Origin of the sequence: Salipiger pentaromativorans (assembly GCF_024721115.1) — a bacterium.
GTDB classification, from domain to species: domain Bacteria; phylum Pseudomonadota; class Alphaproteobacteria; order Rhodobacterales; family Rhodobacteraceae; genus Salipiger; species Salipiger pentaromativorans.
In genome coordinates this window covers 77134-93412 of record NZ_JAMDHK010000015.1, presented here as the reverse complement: position 1 = coordinate 93412, position 16279 = coordinate 77134, and the positions used below count along the sequence as shown (strand labels likewise).

15 protein-coding genes, 2 pseudogenes and 2 riboswitches are annotated in these 16279 nt (G+C 64.8%); of the genes and pseudogenes, 7 read left to right on the top strand and 10 right to left on the bottom strand.

Translation table 11 applies throughout. The annotated features are described in order from the left end of the window. Nucleotides 1–224 (bottom strand): hypothetical protein (locus M4578_RS19510; RefSeq protein WP_258094929.1); only part of this gene is annotated, 224 nt, incomplete at its 3' end. Nucleotides 225–249: 25 nt separating this feature from the next. After that, nucleotides 250–492, bottom strand: a complete 243-nt coding sequence (locus M4578_RS19505) for a hypothetical protein (protein ID WP_188781534.1) — start codon at nucleotides 490–492, stop codon at nucleotides 250–252. Between the two features lie 150 nt (nucleotides 493–642). Between M4578_RS19505 and M4578_RS25810 the strand changes: the two genes are divergently transcribed. The 5 genes from M4578_RS25810 (at nucleotide 643) to thiE (ending at nucleotide 5931) form a co-directional block, all read left to right on the top strand. Beyond that, complete coding sequence (locus tag M4578_RS25810; RefSeq protein ID WP_081894020.1) at nucleotides 643–981, top strand: helix-turn-helix domain-containing protein; 339 nt, start codon at nucleotides 643–645, stop codon at nucleotides 979–981. Next, a complete protein-coding gene (locus tag M4578_RS19495) occupies nucleotides 974–2278 on the top strand; it encodes a type II toxin-antitoxin system HipA family toxin (protein WP_028288497.1) in 1305 nt (434 codons plus the stop codon). Before M4578_RS25810 ends, M4578_RS19495 begins: the two co-directional genes overlap by 8 nt. Before the next feature lie 199 nt (nucleotides 2279–2477). Continuing rightward, nucleotides 2478–2594, top strand: a riboswitch (TPP riboswitch). Nucleotides 2595–2693: 99 nt separating this feature from the next. Then, nucleotides 2694–4496 carry a phosphomethylpyrimidine synthase ThiC gene (gene thiC / locus M4578_RS19490; protein ID WP_258094928.1) on the top strand — a complete coding sequence of 601 codons (1803 nt, stop codon included), beginning with the start codon at nucleotides 2694–2696 and terminating at the stop codon, nucleotides 4494–4496. Beyond that, the gene (gene thiM / locus M4578_RS19485; RefSeq protein ID WP_036562991.1) at nucleotides 4493–5296 is read left to right on the top strand and encodes a hydroxyethylthiazole kinase; all 804 of its coding nucleotides are present in this window, start codon (nucleotides 4493–4495) and stop codon (nucleotides 5294–5296) included. Before thiC ends, thiM begins: the two co-directional genes overlap by 4 nt. Continuing rightward, a complete protein-coding gene (thiE, locus tag M4578_RS19480; RefSeq protein ID WP_036562988.1) occupies nucleotides 5293–5931 on the top strand; it encodes a thiamine phosphate synthase in 639 nt (212 codons plus the stop codon). Before thiM ends, thiE begins: the two co-directional genes overlap by 4 nt. Here the strand turns inward: thiE and thiD are convergent. After that, nucleotides 5920–6726, bottom strand: coding sequence for a bifunctional hydroxymethylpyrimidine kinase/phosphomethylpyrimidine kinase (thiD, locus tag M4578_RS19475; RefSeq protein WP_036562985.1), 807 nt, complete (start codon nucleotides 6724–6726; stop codon nucleotides 5920–5922). The two genes, thiE and thiD, sit on opposite strands and share 12 nt — an antisense overlap. Further along, nucleotides 6723–7172: an NUDIX hydrolase gene (locus M4578_RS19470; RefSeq protein ID WP_036562981.1), complete on the bottom strand. Its 450-nt coding sequence runs from the start codon at nucleotides 7170–7172 to the stop codon at nucleotides 6723–6725. The genes thiD and M4578_RS19470 overlap by 4 nt, the downstream gene beginning before the upstream one ends. Nucleotides 7173–7206: 34 nt before the next feature. Then, nucleotides 7207–7323: riboswitch (TPP riboswitch) on the bottom strand. Nucleotides 7324–7422: 99 nt separating this feature from the next. Between M4578_RS19470 and M4578_RS19465 the strand changes: the two genes are divergently transcribed. After that, nucleotides 7423–8574, top strand: a complete 1152-nt coding sequence (locus M4578_RS19465) for an HPP family protein (RefSeq protein WP_036562978.1) — start codon at nucleotides 7423–7425, stop codon at nucleotides 8572–8574. A gap of 16 nt (nucleotides 8575–8590) precedes the next feature. On the opposite strand, the gene panC is transcribed toward M4578_RS19465, so the two are convergent. From panC to M4578_RS19435, 6 genes and pseudogenes are all read right to left on the bottom strand, one after another. Continuing rightward, nucleotides 8591–9478, bottom strand: coding sequence for a pantoate--beta-alanine ligase (panC, locus tag M4578_RS19460; protein ID WP_258094927.1), 888 nt, complete (start codon nucleotides 9476–9478; stop codon nucleotides 8591–8593). Beyond that, nucleotides 9472–10302 carry a 3-methyl-2-oxobutanoate hydroxymethyltransferase gene (gene panB / locus M4578_RS19455; RefSeq protein ID WP_258094926.1) on the bottom strand — a complete coding sequence of 277 codons (831 nt, stop codon included), beginning with the start codon at nucleotides 10300–10302 and terminating at the stop codon, nucleotides 9472–9474. The genes panC and panB overlap by 7 nt, the downstream gene beginning before the upstream one ends. Before the next feature lie 124 nt (nucleotides 10303–10426). Next, a complete protein-coding gene (gene nadC / locus M4578_RS19450; RefSeq protein ID WP_258094925.1) occupies nucleotides 10427–11287 on the bottom strand; it encodes a carboxylating nicotinate-nucleotide diphosphorylase in 861 nt (286 codons plus the stop codon). Continuing rightward, a pseudogene (locus tag M4578_RS19445) lies at nucleotides 11284–12854 on the bottom strand (L-aspartate oxidase). Before M4578_RS19445 ends, nadC begins: the two are co-directional and overlap by 4 nt. 4 nt (nucleotides 12855–12858) lie before the next feature. Further along, a pseudogene (gene nadA, locus M4578_RS19440) lies at nucleotides 12859–13912 on the bottom strand (quinolinate synthase NadA). A gap of 656 nt (nucleotides 13913–14568) precedes the next feature. Beyond that, nucleotides 14569–14886 (bottom strand): Dabb family protein, encoded by a 318-nt coding sequence (locus M4578_RS19435; protein ID WP_258094924.1) that lies wholly within the window; start codon nucleotides 14884–14886, stop codon nucleotides 14569–14571. A 426-nt stretch (nucleotides 14887–15312) separates the two neighbouring features. Between M4578_RS19435 and M4578_RS19430 the strand changes: the two genes are divergently transcribed. Continuing rightward, nucleotides 15313–16236 carry an ArdC family protein gene (locus M4578_RS19430; RefSeq protein WP_258094923.1) on the top strand — a complete coding sequence of 308 codons (924 nt, stop codon included), beginning with the start codon at nucleotides 15313–15315 and terminating at the stop codon, nucleotides 16234–16236. Nucleotides 16237–16279: the final 43 nt, after the last annotated feature.

Here is a 16279-nt window from a genome sequence, read left to right as displayed (position 1 = left end):
GCTGTGGGCTTTTGTGTTTCCTTGGCCACTTCATAAGCCTCGACTGCTTGGGTCAGGCGCTCGCGTTCGGCCTTCATCATTCGCGAGACTAGAGAAACCACCTCAGGCGGCAGACCGGCCACGACCGGCTCCATCGCGTGCTCCGAGTGAAGTGCCTCGGAGAGACGAGAAATCCGCGCGCGCGCTTCCCGTGCTTCCTTTTCGTTCAGGATGATTCCGTTCATGGTCATGCCTCAATATACCCAACTTTTATGTTGTGGCCAAGTACGCAACGGATAAGTTGGGTGCAATGGGCTTTTGAACTGCCGTGAAGCGTTGTTGCAATGAACTCGGGCCTTCCGGTGCTGCCATCACGCCTGCTATGGGCATGTGGAGTTTGGCTAAATGAGCTGGCAGCACCTCGATGCGGTTCGCGGTTTCCGCAGGAGAGACCTTGGGTTCGCTTGGGTCCATTCCCCAACAATTCACCAGTGCGAAGTCAGAAATCGTCATTAAAAGGCCGCATGCGGCCGCTTGATGGCAATCCGGCGCCACAAGAGGCCACTTGAGACCTGTTGACAAAGTAGTCTACAAAGGGCCATATGTGACCGGCTACGGCAAGTTAACTAGCTTAATCGGCAACGTTTGGCCTTTAGAGAAGCAATGGCGACGTCACAACAAATCGAACATGAAATCGGGCAACGTCTTGCGCGTCTGCGCCTCGCGCGCAACGTAACGCAAACTGATCTCGCCGAGAAGGCGGGCATCGGAGTGCGCACCCTGCGTCGCCTTGAGGCTGGGGATCCTTCCACACTGGACACCTTTCTTCGCGTCGCCGCTGCGCTCGATTTGGAGCATGCGCTACTCTCTGTGTTGCCAGAGGGAGAGATCAGGCCAATTGAACGCGTCTCACAGAAGGGGAAGGAACGAAGGAGAGCGAGTCCTGGATCGGAACAACACAAAAAATCATCATGGACCTGGGGTGACGAAGTAGATGACTGACGCGAGCGTAGTATTGTGGGGTCGGCGCATCGGTGCCGTAAGTTGGGATGAAACACGCGCACTCGGCATCTTTCAATACGACCCGGCCTTTGTGGGCGCGGGTATTGAGGTCGCGCCTTTGAAAATGCCAGTACGGGAAGCCCCCTACGAGTTTCCTGCTCTTCCGAAGGAAACGTTCAAAGGGCTACCCGGCATGTTGGCCGACGCGTTGCCAGACAAGTTCGGCAACAGGTTGATTGATGCATGGCTCGCAGAAACGGGGCGAAGCGCGGGCCGGTTCAGCCCAGTAGATCGATTATGCTACATCGGCAACCGCGGAATCGGGGCGCTGGAGTTCGAGCCAACGGTCCGCAAGGCGACCCGGTCCAAAAAGCTGGAAATGGCCCAGTTGGTGGATCTGGCTAACAGGGTCTTAAGCGAGCGCGAGGACCTTGCCGGCAGGCTCGGAGGCGAGGATGACGCAGGGGCGCTGGAAGATATTTTGAGCGTCGGGACTTCGGCGGGTGGCGCGCGCGCGAAGGCGGTGCTTGCCTGGAACAGAGACACCGGGGAGTTCAGGTCAGGGCAAGTTAAAGTCGACGAGGGATATGAGCACTGGCTCTTGAAGTTCGACGGTGTGTCCAACAATCGAGATAAGGAGCTTGCCGATCCCCAAGGCTTCGGAAAAATCGAGTACGCATACTACTTGATGGCGACGGCGGCGGGCATCGACATGTCAGAATGCAGGCTTCACCATGAAGGCGGACGAAGCCATTTCATGACACGTCGGTTCGACCGCGACGAACGAGGGCGAAAGGTCCACATGCAATCGCTCGGCGCGATGCAGCATTTCGACTTCAATGACCCGGCCTCTTATTCCTACGAGCAGGCCATCATGACGATCAGGGATCTTGGGCTCGGAATGGATGTGGTGGAGCAACAATACAAGCGCGCTGTCTTCAACGTTGTCGCTCGCAACCAAGATGACCACGTCAAGAATATCTCCTTCCTCATGGACCGGTCCGGCGCTTGGCGACTGTCCCCAGCCTATGACGTGGCCTATTCCTACAATCCCTCTGGCTCATGGACGCGCGACCATCAAATGAGCCTGGCCGGAAAGCGAAACGATTTCACTCATGGCGACCTCATGGTTTTTGCTTCGAACGTGGGGCTGAAATCCAACAGGGCGAACCAAGCTATTGAGGAAATCGTGGGCGCGGTCGCGCAGTGGCACGAGTTCGCTGAACGGGCGGGTGTCGAGCATTCTGATGTGAGCCGCATCGAGAAAACGTTTCGCATGAATTTGCGTGACAAGTAGCGCAGGATTGCCTGACATTGTTTGCCTTGGGATCAGTCGTGGAATTTGTTGTCCATCGCGCGAAGTTGCAGCGCGATATCACCGGTGTCCGGCTCACTCTGAGATCGTTTTGAGCACTGCGTCGCTCGCCGCGTACAGGTCACAATAATGGCCCGCCTTATCATGCGTTGACATTTGCGCGCGCCCAGAACAGCCTGCGGGCACTCACCCGGGGGGTCCCGACAAGGGGCTGAGATACTGCTGGCGCATGCAGCGCAGTGACCCGATGAACCTGATCCAGTTCACACTGGCGTAGGGATGGTGCACCGGCTGCGCGGGCTTTGCCCGAAACGTCCTCAGACGTCTCCCACGCGGGCCTTCTCCATTCGACGCGGAACTGGGTCTCCAACGCCTAGAGCACCGGAGGCTCCGACCGATGAAAGACCTGTCCCCAACCGTTACCACGGGCCCGCTGCCCGCTTCGCGCCGCGTCTGGCATGCAGGCGTGCGGCATCCCGATATCCGCGTGCCCATGCGCGAGATCGACCTGCACCCGACGGCGGGAGAACTGCCCGTCACCGTCTATGACAGCTCCGGCCCCTATACCGACCCCGACGCAGAGATCGCCATCGACCAAGGGCTTGCGCGCCTGCGTGAAAGCTGGGTCGCGGCGCGCGGCGATACCGAAAGCTACACGGGGCGCCATGTGAAACCCGAAGATAACGGGTTTGCCGAAGGCACGCGCCTGACCCCGGAATTTCCGGTGCGCCATGCCCCGCGCCGGGCGACGGAGGGCAGGGCGGTCACGCAGATGGCCTATGCCCGCGCCGGGATCGTCACCCCCGAGATGGAGTTCGTCGCGATCCGCGAGAACCTCGGGCGCGCGGCGGCGAAAGAGGCGCTGGCGCGGGATGGCGAAAGCTTCGGCGCGGAAATCCCCGATTTCATCACACCCGAATTCGTGCGCGACGAGGTGGCGAAGGGCCGGGCGATCATCCCCGCCAACATCAACCACCCCGAGGCCGAGCCGATGGCGATCGGCCGCAATTTCCTTGTGAAGATCAACGCCAATATCGGCAATTCCGCCGTCACCTCGTCGATGGCCGAGGAGGTGGAGAAAATGGTCTGGGCCACCCGCTGGGGCGCCGATACGGTGATGGATCTCTCCACGGGCCGCAACATCCACAACATCCGCGACTGGATCATCCGCAACTCCCCGGTGCCCATCGGCACCGTGCCGCTCTATCAGGCGCTGGAGAAGGTGGGCGGCATCGCCGAGGACCTGAGCTGGGAGGTGTTCCGCGACACGCTGATCGAACAGGCCGAGCAGGGGGTGGACTATTTCACCATCCACGCCGGCGTGCGGCTGCACATGATCCCGATGACGGTGGACCGGGTGACGGGGATCGTCTCGCGTGGCGGCTCGATCATGGCCAAGTGGTGCCTGCATCATCACCGGGAGAGCTTTCTCTACGAGCATTTCGACGAGATTTGCGACATCGCGCGGGCCTATGACGTGTCGTTCTCGCTGGGTGACGGGCTGCGCCCCGGCTCGATCGCCGATGCCAACGACCGCGCGCAGTTCGCCGAACTGGAGACGCTGGGCGAACTGACCCAGATCGCCTGGGCCAGGGATTGCCAGGTTATGATCGAGGGGCCGGGCCATGTGCCGATGCACAAGATCAAGGAGAACATGGACAAGCAGTTGCGCGAATGCGGCGAGGCGCCGTTCTATACGCTTGGGCCGCTCACCACGGATATCGCGCCGGGCTACGATCACATCACCAGCGGCATAGGTGCTGCGATGATCGGCTGGTTCGGCACCGCGATGCTCTGCTACGTCACCCCCAAAGAACACCTCGGCCTGCCCGACCGCGACGACGTGAAGGTGGGGGTCATCACCTACAAGATCGCGGCCCATGCGGCGGACCTGGCCAAGGGGCATCCGGCGGCGCAGATCCGCGACGACGCGCTCAGCCGCGCGCGGTTCGAATTCAGGTGGGAAGACCAGTTCAACCTTTCGCTCGATCCCGAAACTGCGCGTTCGATGCATGACGAAACCCTGCCGAAGGAGGCCCATAAGGTCGCGCATTTCTGCTCCATGTGCGGGCCGAAATTCTGCTCCATGCGGATTTCTCACGATATCCGCGCCGAAGCGCAGAAGGACGGCATGGCGCGCATGGCCGAGAAATTCCGCGACGGCGGAGCGCTTTATATCCCACTGGAGGACAAGGCATGAGCCAGGCACCGAACACCCTTCTGACCGCGCTGCGCGCCACGCCGCCGCTGGTGCAGTGCGTCACCAACTACGTCGCCATGAACATCGCCGCAAATGTGATGCTTGCAGCGGGGGCCAGCCCCGCCATGGTTTCGGACGTGGAAGAGGCCGAGGAATTCGCCGGGATTGCCGGAGCCGTGACCGTGAACATCGGCACCCTGTCGCCGCCCTTCGTCGCCGGAATGCAGGCAGCGATCCGGGGGGCGCGGGGCGCGGGGCGGCCCTGGGTGCTGGATCCGGTGGCCTGCCAGGCGACGGCCTATCGGCGCGAGGTCGTTCAGGCGCTGGTGGCCGAACGCCCGACGATCATCCGGGGCAATGCCTCGGAAATCCTGTCGCTCGCCGGGGAAGCCAGCCGGGGGCAGGGCGTCGACGGGCGTGATCCAGTCGCGGCGGCGGAAGAGGGGGCGCGTCGGCTGGCGCGCTCCAGCGGTGCGGTTGTCGCGGTGACGGGCGAGGTCGATTATGTCACCGACGGCACCCGCGCAGTGCGGGTCGAGGGTGGTTCGCCTTTCATGCCGATGAACACCGCCCTGGGCTGTTCGCTGACCTGCCTTTGCGGGGCCTATGCTGCGGTGGCCGACGACGCCTTTGACGCCACCGTCGCGGCGCTGGCGCATTTCGCCGTAGCCGGGGCGAAGGCGGGTGAAGGCGCGGCAGGGCCGGGAAGCTTTGCGCCACTGTTCCTCGATGCTCTGGCTGCGGTCACGCCGGAGGCGCTGGCGCGGGCGGCGATCCGCGATGCGGCGGTGCTCGCGTGAGGTGTTGCCCCGACCTCTCGCTTTACCTCGTGCTCGATCCCGGCCTCTGCGCCGGGGTCGGCGTGATCGCCACGGCCCGCGCCGCTGTGGCGGGCGGGGCGACGGTGGTGCAACTGCGCGACAAGGCGGCAGGCACCGCGCGGATGATCGAGACGGGCCGGGCACTTACGGCGGCGCTGGCCGGAACCGGCGCGGTGCTGATCGTGAACGACGACGTGGAGGCCGCCGTTGCGATTGGTGCGGACGGGCTGCACATCGGGCAGGGGGACATGGCCGTGACCGAGGCCCGCGCCCGGATCGGTCCGGCGATGGTGCTGGGCCTGTCGGTCGAGACACCCGTGCTGGCCGCCGCCGTCGATCCGGCGCTGATCGACTACATCGGTGCGGGGCCGGTCTTTGCCACGCCTTCCAAGCTGGATCACAAGGTCCCTGTGGGTTTCGAAGGGCTGGCGGCGCAGGTTGCGGCCAGCCCGGTGCCCGCCGTGGCGATCGGTGGGCTGAAGGCCGAGCACGTGGCGCAGGTCCTGAAGGCCGGCGCGCAGGGCGTCGCCGTGGTTTCCGCCATCTGCGGCCAGCCCGACCCCGAGGCCGCCGCCCGCGCCCTCAGGGACAGGATCGACGCGCTAACCGTCTGACGCCCAGAGCGCGTGGAAATGATGCACCGGCCCGTGCCCGTGGCCCACGCCCAGTGCATCGCTTTGGGCCAGCGCGGCATGCAGATAAGCCTTGGCGCGGGTCACGGCCCCGGGCATGTCGTGATAGGGCAACAGCGCGGCAATGGCCGAGGACAAGGTACAGCCCGTGCCGTGATCGTTGGTCGTGGTGATACGGGGCGCGCGCAGCGTCTGCGTACCTTCGGGGCCGGCCAGCAGGTCGGTACTGTCCGCGCCCGACAGGTGCCCGCCCTTGAGCAGAACGTAGTCGGACCCGAGAGACAGGAGTTCAGGCAGGGCGGCGGTCATGGTCACGGCGGTCCAGTCGTCGGGACGGTTCAGCAGGACGGCGGCCTCGGGCAGGTTCGGTGTGATGACTGCTGCCAGAGGCACCAGCGCCTCGCGCAGTGCCGAAACCGCCGGCGGGTCCAGAAGGGCATGACCGCTTTTCGCCACCATCACCGGGTCCAGCACGATGTTGCGCGCCGCGTGATGGCGCAGCCGGTCGGACACCGCGCGGGCGATCCCGGCGTTGGCGATCATGCCGATCTTCACCGCGTCGATGCGCACGTCGTCGAAGACCGCGTCGATCTGGTCGGCCACGAAAGCGGGATCGAGCGCCTGAAACGACCGCACGCCGCAGGTGTTCTGCGCAACCACGGCGATGACGACCGAACAGGCATAGGTGCCAAGCGCGGAGAAGGTCTTGATATCGGCCTGAATACCCGCGCCGCCCGAGGGATCGGTGCCTGCAATGCTCAGAACATTGGGGATCATGCCGGCACCTCTGCCATCAGGGCGGCCGCGTGATCCGCAAGCTCGGCCACATCGCGGCTGAGCGCGAGGTGGCCTTCCTTCAGCGCCGTGATCTCGATCCAGCGGGCCTCGAGCGCGTCATCTGCGGCAATCGGGTCTCCGGCGGTCCAGCGGCACAGGACGGCGACCAGGATGAAATGGCGGCGCAAGGTGCCGGTGCCGTCGTGATCAAAGGCGTCGAGCGCCGTGATCACCCGCAGCGGGTCTGCGGAAACGCCGGTCTCCTCGGCCAGTTCGCGGATGGCTGCGTCGAACAGGGGTTCGCCCGGGTCAATCCTACCGCCGGGAAATCCCCAAAGGCCCGCATCGGGCGGATTGGCGCGACGCACGAGAAGCACCTGGGTGTCGCGCACGACTACGGCGATGGCCGCCGGGATCGGGCGTGGGTCTGTCGGTTGATATGGCAAGGCGGCCTCGTCATGCTGAGGCCGGCAAGGGCAAGAGAGCGCTGCGATCCTGTCCCTTCGCCGGCATGATCCGGATCAGGTTCAAAGGGTCACCGCGCTGCAATCGCCAGCGATATCTCAGCCCCTTGTCGGGACACCCCTAGGTGAGCGGCAGCTTATCAGGCTGAGCGCCCGGTTCAATGCCGGGCGGATGTGCTTGCGCCTGCCGTCGCTTGCTGAAACTTTAGGCAAAACAGACAAGGCAGCAGTCATGGAGTCCCTGTTCCGTTCGCTTGGCCCGGTTATTGGCCGCCCCTCGCCAGCCGAGGCCCTTCGCGCCGGGATCGGCGCCCTGATCGGGCTTGGGGTGACGGGCGCATTCCTGTTGTCGCCCGTGGTCGACCTGACGCTCGGCCTTTACCTGATTGCCCCGTTCGGTGCGACGTCGGTTCTGCTGTTCGCAATGCCCAACAGCCCGTTGGCGCAGCCGTGGTCGGCGGTGGTGGGCAACACTCTCGCGGCACTGGTCGGTGTGGTGGTCTGTTCCGCGGTCGCTGACCCTGTCCTGCGGATCGCCCTTGCGGTCGGGCTGACGATTACGGTCGGCATCCTGTGTCGCGCGATCCATCCCCCGGCGGGTGCGGTCGCCATGACAGCGGCGATGAGCCCGGAGGCGGTCGAGCGACTTGGACTCTGGTTCGCGATCGCGCCCGTCGCCACAGGCACCCTCGCGCTGGTCGTCTGTGCTGCGATCTACGCCCGGCTCACGGGGCGCAGATATCCATTCCGCCAGTTCGATGAGCCAAGTCGCCACCGCACCGAAGATCCCGATCCCGCCAAGCGCATCGGGCTGTCCCGAGAAGAACTGAAAGAGCTGCTGGACCGGTATCGCCAGTCGTTCAATCTGGGTGTCGAAGACCTGGCGCGGTTGATCGGCGCGGCCGAGTTGCAGGCCGCCGCGCACCGGACAGGTCCGCTTCTCGCGACCGACGTCATGTCGCGTAATCTGGTGACCATTGGCCCAGACACTCCGCTGTCAAAGATTGCGGACCTGTTCAGACATCATCGCTTCACATCGCTTCCGGTGACCGGGGTCGAGGGGCATTATCTTGGCGTGATCTTCCAGATTCACCTGATCGACCGAGCGCGCGAGGATGCGCTTCGGCTCGACCGTGGCTATCTCGCGGCGTTTCGGCGCCTGATCGACCAGGATCGTACGCAGCCGGTCCGAGCCAAGGACATCATGAGCGTCGCCGGGCCTCGGGCGGTACCGGCGACTCCGGTCGGAGTGCTCCTGCCGATGATGGCCGATGGTGATGTCGATGCGGTGCCGGTCCTTGAAAAGGGCCGGATTGTCGGCATCGTCACCAGGACGGATCTCATCGCCGCCCTCGCGCGGTCCGGTTTGCGAGCCCAGGACTGAGAGGCGGCGGCCCGGGTCAGGCCGGCTCGAGCGGGTGATCTTCGGGCGCCGGGACGCTTGCGAGACCCGCGACAGGGACATTGTCGATCAGGCGCACGCCATCGAGCCAGGCGGCCAGGAAGAGGCGACCGGGGCGGTCTGCCCTGTTCATCAGCTTGAGGTCGGGATCGCTGCGCAACTCCAGGTAGTCGATCGTGTCGAACCCGGCAGTGAGCAGCGCCGCCCTGGCGTTATCGAGGGCCTGCGCGACTTGTCCGCCGCGGGAGATGACACGCGCGGCGTCGTCCAGGACCTGGGCGATCACCGGCGCAATTTCGCGTGGCCCGGGCCCGAGCCGGAGGTTGCGCGACGACATGGCGAGGCCGTCGTCCTCGCGCACGGTCGGACAGCCGACGATCTCGGTCTTCAGATCCAGATCCTCGGCCAGCCGGGTCACCACCTGCAGTTGCTGGTAATCCTTTTCACCGAAATATGCCCGGTCGGCATCGCACTGCAGGAACAGCTTGGTCACCACCGTCGCCACCCCGTCGAAATGCCCCGGCCGCGCCCCCCCGCAGAGCCCTTCGCTGACGCTGGCCACGGAAATCGTGGTCGCAAAGCCTTCGGGGTACATCTGCGTCCCATCGGGCACATAAAGGACATCCGCGCCGTGAGGCGTCAGCTTTTCCGCATCGCTGTGTTCCGTTCTGGGATATTTCGCCAGATCCTCGGGGTTGTTGAACTGCTTGGGGTTCACGAAAAGCGTCACGATCACCCGGTCATTCTCGGCGCAGGCGCGGTCGACAAGGCTGAGGTGACCGGCGTGCAGCGCGCCCATGGTCGGCACGACGCCGATGCTCTCTCCGGCGCGGCGCCAGTCTTGGGTCATGGCGCGCAGCTCGGCCTTGGTCCGGATGATCAACATGTGCCTGGTTCCTCCTGCGAAAAGACATGTTCAGGGGCGGGGAAGCTGCGGGCGCGGACCTCCTGGGCGTAGGTGCGGATGGCGGTGCGGGCGTCGCTGGCAAGATCGCCATAGCGCTTGACGAACTTCGGCTTGAAGGCATCGAAAAGGCCGAGCATGTCGTCGATCACCAGGATCTGTCCGTCACAGCCTGAAGAGGCCCCGATGCCGACCGTGGGAATGTCGATACCCGCGGTGATCTGATCCGCCAGAGCGGCGGGCACCTTTTCCAGCACGACCGAGAACGCCCCGGCGCGGGTCACCGCATGGGCGTCTTCCAGGATCCGGTCCGCATCCGCGCCGCGTCCCTGCACCTTATAGCCGCCTAGCGCGTTTACCGCCTGTGGCGTCAGGCCGATATGGGCCATGACGGGGATGCCGCGATCCACGATAAAGCGGACCGTCTCTTCCATATGCGCGCCGCCTTCCAGCTTGACCGCGCCGGCCCCGGTTTCCGCCATCAGTTTGGCGGCATTGCGAAAGGCCTGGGCCGGGCTTTCCTCATAGCTGCCGAAGGGCATGTCGACGACCATCAGCGCGCGGCTGAGGCCACGGGCGACGGCGCGGCCGTGCAGCACCATCATCTCCATCGTCACGCCGAGGGTCGAGGGCAGCCCGTGCAGCACCATGCCGACACTGTCACCGACCAGAACCAGATCGCAGTCCGCGTCCGCCAGCTGTGCCACGGGGGTCGTATAGGCGGTCAGGCAGACCAGCGGATCGGCCCCCTTGCGCGCACGGATGTCGGAGGCGGTGAGGCTGCGTTGCGGGGCGGATTGGCTCATGTCGGTCCTCCTCAGACAGGCTTCCGTGGGGTTACCCGGTTCGACGTTATTTCGCAAGCGAGGCGTAATATTATTGCGTTTGAACATGAGAAAACGTCATACATGTGCGTGGTGGGTTGTGGGCTCAGAAGTCCAGTCCGAAGTCCAGCACCCGCGCCGAATGGGTCAGCGCCCCGGACGAAATATAGTCCACGCCTGTCGCCGCGACCTCGGCGATGCGGTCCAGCTTCATGTTGCCCGAGGCCTCCAGCACCACCTGGCGGGCGGTCATTTCCACCGCCTTCGAAAGCTTTTCCGTGTCCATGTTGTCCAGCAGAACAACGTCTGCGCCGCCCTCGTCCAGCACCTCGGCCAGTTGGTCCAGCCGGTCGACCTCGATCTCGCAGCGGATCATGTGGGACGCCTGTGCCTTGACCGACTGCAGCACCGGGCGGACGCCGCCGGCGGCGGCGATGTGGTTGTCCTTGATCAGGATCGCGTCGGACAGGCTGAAGCGGTGGTTGAACCCGCCGCCATGCAGCACGGCCTGCTTTTCCACGATGCGCAACCCCGGCGTGGTCTTGCGGGTGCAGGTCACGCGGGTGTCGGTGCCGCGCGTTTCCGCCACGAAGGCCGCGGTCAGCGTTGCGATCCCCGACATGCGTCCGGCAAAGTTCAGCGCGACCCTCTCGCCCGACAGGATCGAGGCCGCGTCGCCTTTGATCTCCATCAGCAGGTCGCCCGGCGCGATCACGTCGCCGTCTGACTTGTGCGCGATGATCTTCAGCGCGGGATCGACGAGCCGGAACGCCAGCGCGGCAATCTGCAGGCCCGAGACGACGCCGGCGTCGCGGGCATTCAGACGTGCCGCATAAGTGGTTCCGGCCGGAATGACCGTGCGGGTGGTGATGTCGCCATAGGTGCCCAGATCCTCCATCAGCGCGGCACGGACGAGCGGTTCAAGGATCAGGTCGGGCAGGGGGGCCGATTTTGCACGGGGGCTCATGCTGGTTCCTTTCGGGTCAGTGTGTCGCGGATCGTCAGCGCGTCGTTCAGGGTCATCAGCGAGCGGGTGCCGGTTGCGCCGTCGGGCTTGGGAAAGTCCGAGCGGAAATGCGCGCCCCAGCTTTCGCGGCGCTTCAGCGCGGCGGCGGCGATCAGGGTGGCGGTGGCGGTCATATTGAGAAGCGCGTCGCAATCCGGCTGCGCCGCTTCTATGTCGGCGATGTCGGTCAGCGTCCGGGTCAGGCCGTCTGCCGTGCGGATCACGCCTGCGCCATCGGTCATCGCTTGCCGCAGCCGTGTGACCAGCGCGGGCTCGGGGGTTTCTGCCGGGGGAAGGTCGGGCAGGGTGACGGGCGCGACATCCATGGGCGCAGGCAGCGTGGCGTCAATCGCCAGCGCGCAGCGGCGACCATAGACCAGCGCCTCGAGCAACCCGTTCGAGGCCAGACGGTTCGCACCATGCAACCCGGTCGAGGCGACCTCTCCACAGGCCCAAAGGCCGGGCAGGGTGCTGGCCCCGCGGGCATCCGTCGCCACGCCGCCCATGTGGTAATGCGCGGCGGCGGCCACGGGGATCACCTGGGTCACTGGGTCCAGCCCGGCCTGCTGGCAGGCGGCGGCGACGGCGGGGAACTCCGTCAGGATCTTCGCGCCCAATGCCGCGCGGGTGTCCAGCGCCGGGGCCAGCCCTGCCTGCGTCTGGGCATAGACGGCGCGGGCCACGATGTCGCGCGGGGCCAGTTCGCCATCGGCATGCGCCCGGGTCATGAAACGGTGGCCATCGCGGTCCACCAGCACCGCCCCCTCGCCGCGCAGCGCCTCGGTCGCCAGGGGGCGGGGTCGATGCCGCAGGCAATGGCAGTGGGATGAAACTGCACGAATTCCGCATCGGCGATCTGTGCGCCGGCGCGGGCGGCCATGCCGATGACCTGGCCCCGGATGCGCGGCGGGTTGGTCGTCAGCGCATAAAGTCCGCCCGATCCGCCCCCGGCCAGCAGCACGGCAGCGCCGCGCAGGGTGACGCTTGCGCTTTGCCCCTGATCGCAGCGGGCGACGGCCACGCCGGTGACGCGGCCGTCCGAGACCTCAAGCCCGGTGGCCATAACCCCTTCGAGCACCTGGATATGTCGGGCCCCGCGCACCTGTGCCGTCAGGGCGCGCATGATCTCGGTCCCGGCCTGATCGCCCCGCACCCGCACCACGCGGGCAAAGCTGTGCGCCGCCTCACGCGAGAGCACATAGCCGCCGTCTGCGGTTCGGTCGAACGGCGTGCCCAGCCCGGTCAGGTCAAGGATATGACCCCGCGCCTCGGCGGTGACCGACGTCGCCACGCCCGGATCGACGGTGCCCGCGCCGGCGGTCACGGTATCGCGGGCATGGGCATCGGCGCTGTCCGCCGGATCCATCGCCGCCGCCACGCCACCCTGCGCCCAGGCAGAGGACGCGCCGGTCCCCAAATCCTCGGGAGAGATCATCAGCACGGGACGCGGGGCCAGTTTCAGCGCGGCATATTGCGCCGCCAGCCCTGCGACCACGATCAGGATGCGACCCGTGTCGATCGAGGTCATCGCCCTAGCCGGCCATCTTGGCTGAAAGGTCGATCATGCGCTGAACCGCGATCCGGGCCCTGTCGGCGACCTCCGTGTCGACCTCGACCGCGCCTTCCATCGTGTGCAGCGACCAAAAGCACCTTTTCCAGCGTGATCTTCTTCATGTAGGGGCACATGTTGCACGGGCCGACGAAATCGACATCCGGCAGCGCGTCCGAAATGTTGGAGGCCATGGAGCATTCGGTCACCAGCATCGCCTTTTCCGGCCTCTGCTGTGTCACGTAGTCGATGATCCCGCTGGTCGAGCCGGAAAAATCCGCCTCGGCCACCACGTCGGGGGGGCATTCGGGATGCGCGATGATCCGGGTGCCCGGGTTCCATTCGCGGAAATCCCGCAGGTCCTGCGCGGTGTATTGTTCGTGCACGATGCAGGCGCCGTCCCACCACACGATGTTCTTCTCGGGCACCAGATTGGCGATGTTCTGCGCCAGGTATTTGTCCGGCGTCATGATCACCGTTTCCGCATCCAGCCCGCGCACGATCTGCACCGCGTTGGACGAGGTGCAGCAGATGTCGGAGGCCGCCTTTACCTCGGCCGTGGTGTTCACATAGGTGACGACAGGCGCGCCGGGATACCTGGCGCGCATCTCCGCGATGCCCTCGGCGGTGATGCTTTCGGCCAGCGAACAGCCGGCCTCCATGTCGGGGATCAGCACCGTCTTCGCAGGGTTCAGGATCTTGGACGTCTCGGCCATGAAATGCACGCCGCATTGCACTATCACGTCGGCCTTCACCTTCGTCGCCTCGATCGCCAGCTGAAGGCTGTCGCCGACCACGTCCGCGATGCCGTGATAGATCTCGGGCGTCATGTAGTTATGCGCCAGGATGACCGCGTTGCGATCCTTCTTGAGCTGATTGATCGCCGCGACATAGGGCGCATAGATCGCCCAGTCGGGGGGCGTCACGACACGGTCCATCCGGGCGTAGATGTCAGCATTTGCCTTGGCGATGTCGGTGGACGGAGATAGATCGTAGTGATCGGCGAGTTCGGCGCGCAACGCGATCTGGTCGAGCAAAAGCGGAGTTCCTGAGGTTACTTCGGGCCGCCGCAAAGGGCGCGGCCGTACGCGGAGGGCGTCGGCTGAAGGGTATCTACGAGGCGAATGACGTAAGGGCAAGCTTGAGGGAGCGTGCCACATTAATTGCATATGCTAACATTTGCGGCAGGCTGGAGGTCCCAATCCCAGGTCTAAGCGTCTGACCAGGGTTTCAGTGCGGCTCCGGCCGCGAGTCGCGACCTCAGGGGGAATTGTCGTATTCCGAACTGACCTCGGAATCGAACAGGATGCCGCCTCACACGTTAACAATGGCCTCATCGCCCTTTTGGAAGGCGAGGTTGCGGACGGATGGCGACATTGCCGCGCACCAGGCCAGAAGGATCTATGAATTCGATGGCCCCGCAGTCGATGTCACGCGGACGTCCCTCCAGCGCGCAGGGACTGTATTGCGCGGATCAAGGCCACAGCCTGTCTCGTAGCTCACGTAGGCCGCGCACCACTGGCCCGCGGTCCGCACGCGTTCCATGCGGTCCAAGGCCCGTGGCACCTCGTCAACATGGTCGGCGTAGATAAACTCGCGAGGTGCGGTGAACCGCATCTCGGTGCCTGCCCAATCGTCGCGCAGCAGGAGGCGGTGAGCGTCCGACTTGGTCTCTACTGGTACCCTCGAGGGGTCAGGCCTCTTCATCGGCCGTTACGAAGGCCTGAGAGGTGTCGTAGTCCACCGCGAAGCGCATCTCGCGGAGGGGTTTCACGCGCCGGATGGATTCGGCGTAGATCTCGTGCGCCTTGTAGGCGGCCAGCGCCGCGTCATCCACGAACTCTCCGTAGACGACCACGTCGACCTCCTTGCTGGCCGGATCCGTCTTGCGGTTCAGAGCGATCTCGAGGTGCTTCGCATACGGAATCCGCGTCAGGATCTGCAGTCCCTTTCGGACTGTGTCGAGGTTGCCGTCGTTCGGAACAGTGAAGAATACGACATGGCGGATCATTGAAATACTCCGGGCGTTCAGTGGTGGGAGCTGGCCCCAAGCCTCATGCTGGGAACCACGCGCCCCGCGCGGTAGCCCTTGTAAGGTTTCGGCCCGACACCGCAACCCGATCGGCCCGCCATCGTCACGTTTCGCCCTGAGAAACAGGTGCGATGTGGGAGGGAAGACTCTCGTTGAACTGAAAGATTTTATGCCGGGGCACCAGGTTCGGAGCCGGGCGGGAGGTCCGTTCTGACAGCCGATTTAACCGCTGTGCGACCGAGTCTCGGAAAGTGAAAGCAGGCTTTGAGAGGGACGGATCCGAAGACGGAGGGAAGGGTCTGGCGGAATTTCAACCGGACCCGTCAGCCTTGAGTGGTGTTGCTCACCACCCTTGTCCGATCCGCGCGCGGCTGCCGCGCGCTCCTCAGACATCGGAGATATTTCATGGCCAAAGCCACCAAGCGCAAATTCGACGCCGCCGCATCGATTACTGACGAGCTTATCGCAATCATCGACCGGGGCGTGCTGCCCTGGCGCAAGCCCTGGACGGTCGGCGGCAGTGCGGTGCCGCTCCGGCAGAACGGCGAGGCCTATCAGGGGATCAACAACTTCCTCCTGACTCTGCGCACCATGATGGCCGGGTACAGCTCGCCCTACTGGATGACGCTCAAGCAGGCCAACGAGCTGGACGCGCGGGTCATCAAGGGCGAACGATCGTCGCTGGTCGTCTATTACGGCACCGCGGAGCGCCGCGGAGCCGATGCTGCGTCCGACGAGGATGCCGAGCGCGAAGACTCCAAGGCCATTCCCTTCCTGAAATCCTATCGCGTCTTCAACGCTGACCAGATCGAAGGCCTGGACGCGCAGTTCCACCCCGTACCGCCCGATGCGCAGGAGTATCCCGAACGTGCGCCGATCCCGCACATGCAGGACTTCTTCGAGGCTATCGACGCGATGGTCAGCTTTTCGGGGCGTGATGCCTGTTATGTTCCTGCGCTCGACAAGATCTATCTCCCTCCGATCGAGCTCTTCGAGGACCCGCGCAATTTCTATGCCGTCTGGGGACATGAGCTAGGGCATTGGACCAAGGCGCGACACCGGCTGAACCGAAGCTATGGGGATGCGCGGTTCGGCAATACCGCCTACGCCCGGGAAGAGGTCGTGGCCGAGCTCTGCACCGTTTTCCTCGGACAGAAGCTGGGATTTTCCGCGCATACGCTGGAGCTGAACGCGGCGTACCTCGACAATTGGGTACGCGTGCTCAAGTCGGACAAGCGCGCGATCTTCAAGCATGCGGCGGACGCGCAGCGCGCCTGCGACTACCTCGTCGCCGCGTCGGAGGCGGGGCAGGGGAAGGCGGCCGCATGAGGGCGTGGAATTGCCCCCAGGCCGTCCGAGATGTGACCGGTCG

What these genes read in the sequence shown, in the direction of transcription:
- M4578_RS19430 (WP_258094923.1), top strand. Translation starts at nt 15,313, where the DNA reads ATGGCCAAAGCCACCAAGCGCAAATTCGACGCCGCCGCATCGATTACT.
- M4578_RS19505 (WP_188781534.1), bottom strand. Translation starts at nt 492, where the DNA reads ATGACGATTTCTGACTTCGCACTGGTGAATTGTTGGGGAATGGACCCA.
- M4578_RS19465 (WP_036562978.1), top strand. Translation starts at nt 7,423, where the DNA reads ATGGAGTCCCTGTTCCGTTCGCTTGGCCCGGTTATTGGCCGCCCCTCG.
- panC (WP_258094927.1), bottom strand. Translation starts at nt 9,478, where the DNA reads ATGTTGATCATCCGGACCAAGGCCGAGCTGCGCGCCATGACCCAAGAC.
- M4578_RS19495 (WP_028288497.1), top strand. Translation starts at nt 974, where the DNA reads ATGACTGACGCGAGCGTAGTATTGTGGGGTCGGCGCATCGGTGCCGTA.
- panB (WP_258094926.1), bottom strand. Translation starts at nt 10,302, where the DNA reads ATGAGCCAATCCGCCCCGCAACGCAGCCTCACCGCCTCCGACATCCGT.
- thiD (WP_036562985.1), bottom strand. Translation starts at nt 6,726, where the DNA reads ATGATCCCCAATGTTCTGAGCATTGCAGGCACCGATCCCTCGGGCGGC.
- nadC (WP_258094925.1), bottom strand. Translation starts at nt 11,287, where the DNA reads ATGAGCCCCCGTGCAAAATCGGCCCCCCTGCCCGACCTGATCCTTGAA.
- M4578_RS19435 (WP_258094924.1), bottom strand. Translation starts at nt 14,886, where the DNA reads ATGATCCGCCATGTCGTATTCTTCACTGTTCCGAACGACGGCAACCTC.
- thiC (WP_258094928.1), top strand. Translation starts at nt 2,694, where the DNA reads ATGAAAGACCTGTCCCCAACCGTTACCACGGGCCCGCTGCCCGCTTCG.
- M4578_RS25810 (WP_081894020.1), top strand. Translation starts at nt 643, where the DNA reads ATGGCGACGTCACAACAAATCGAACATGAAATCGGGCAACGTCTTGCG.
- thiM (WP_036562991.1), top strand. Translation starts at nt 4,493, where the DNA reads ATGAGCCAGGCACCGAACACCCTTCTGACCGCGCTGCGCGCCACGCCG.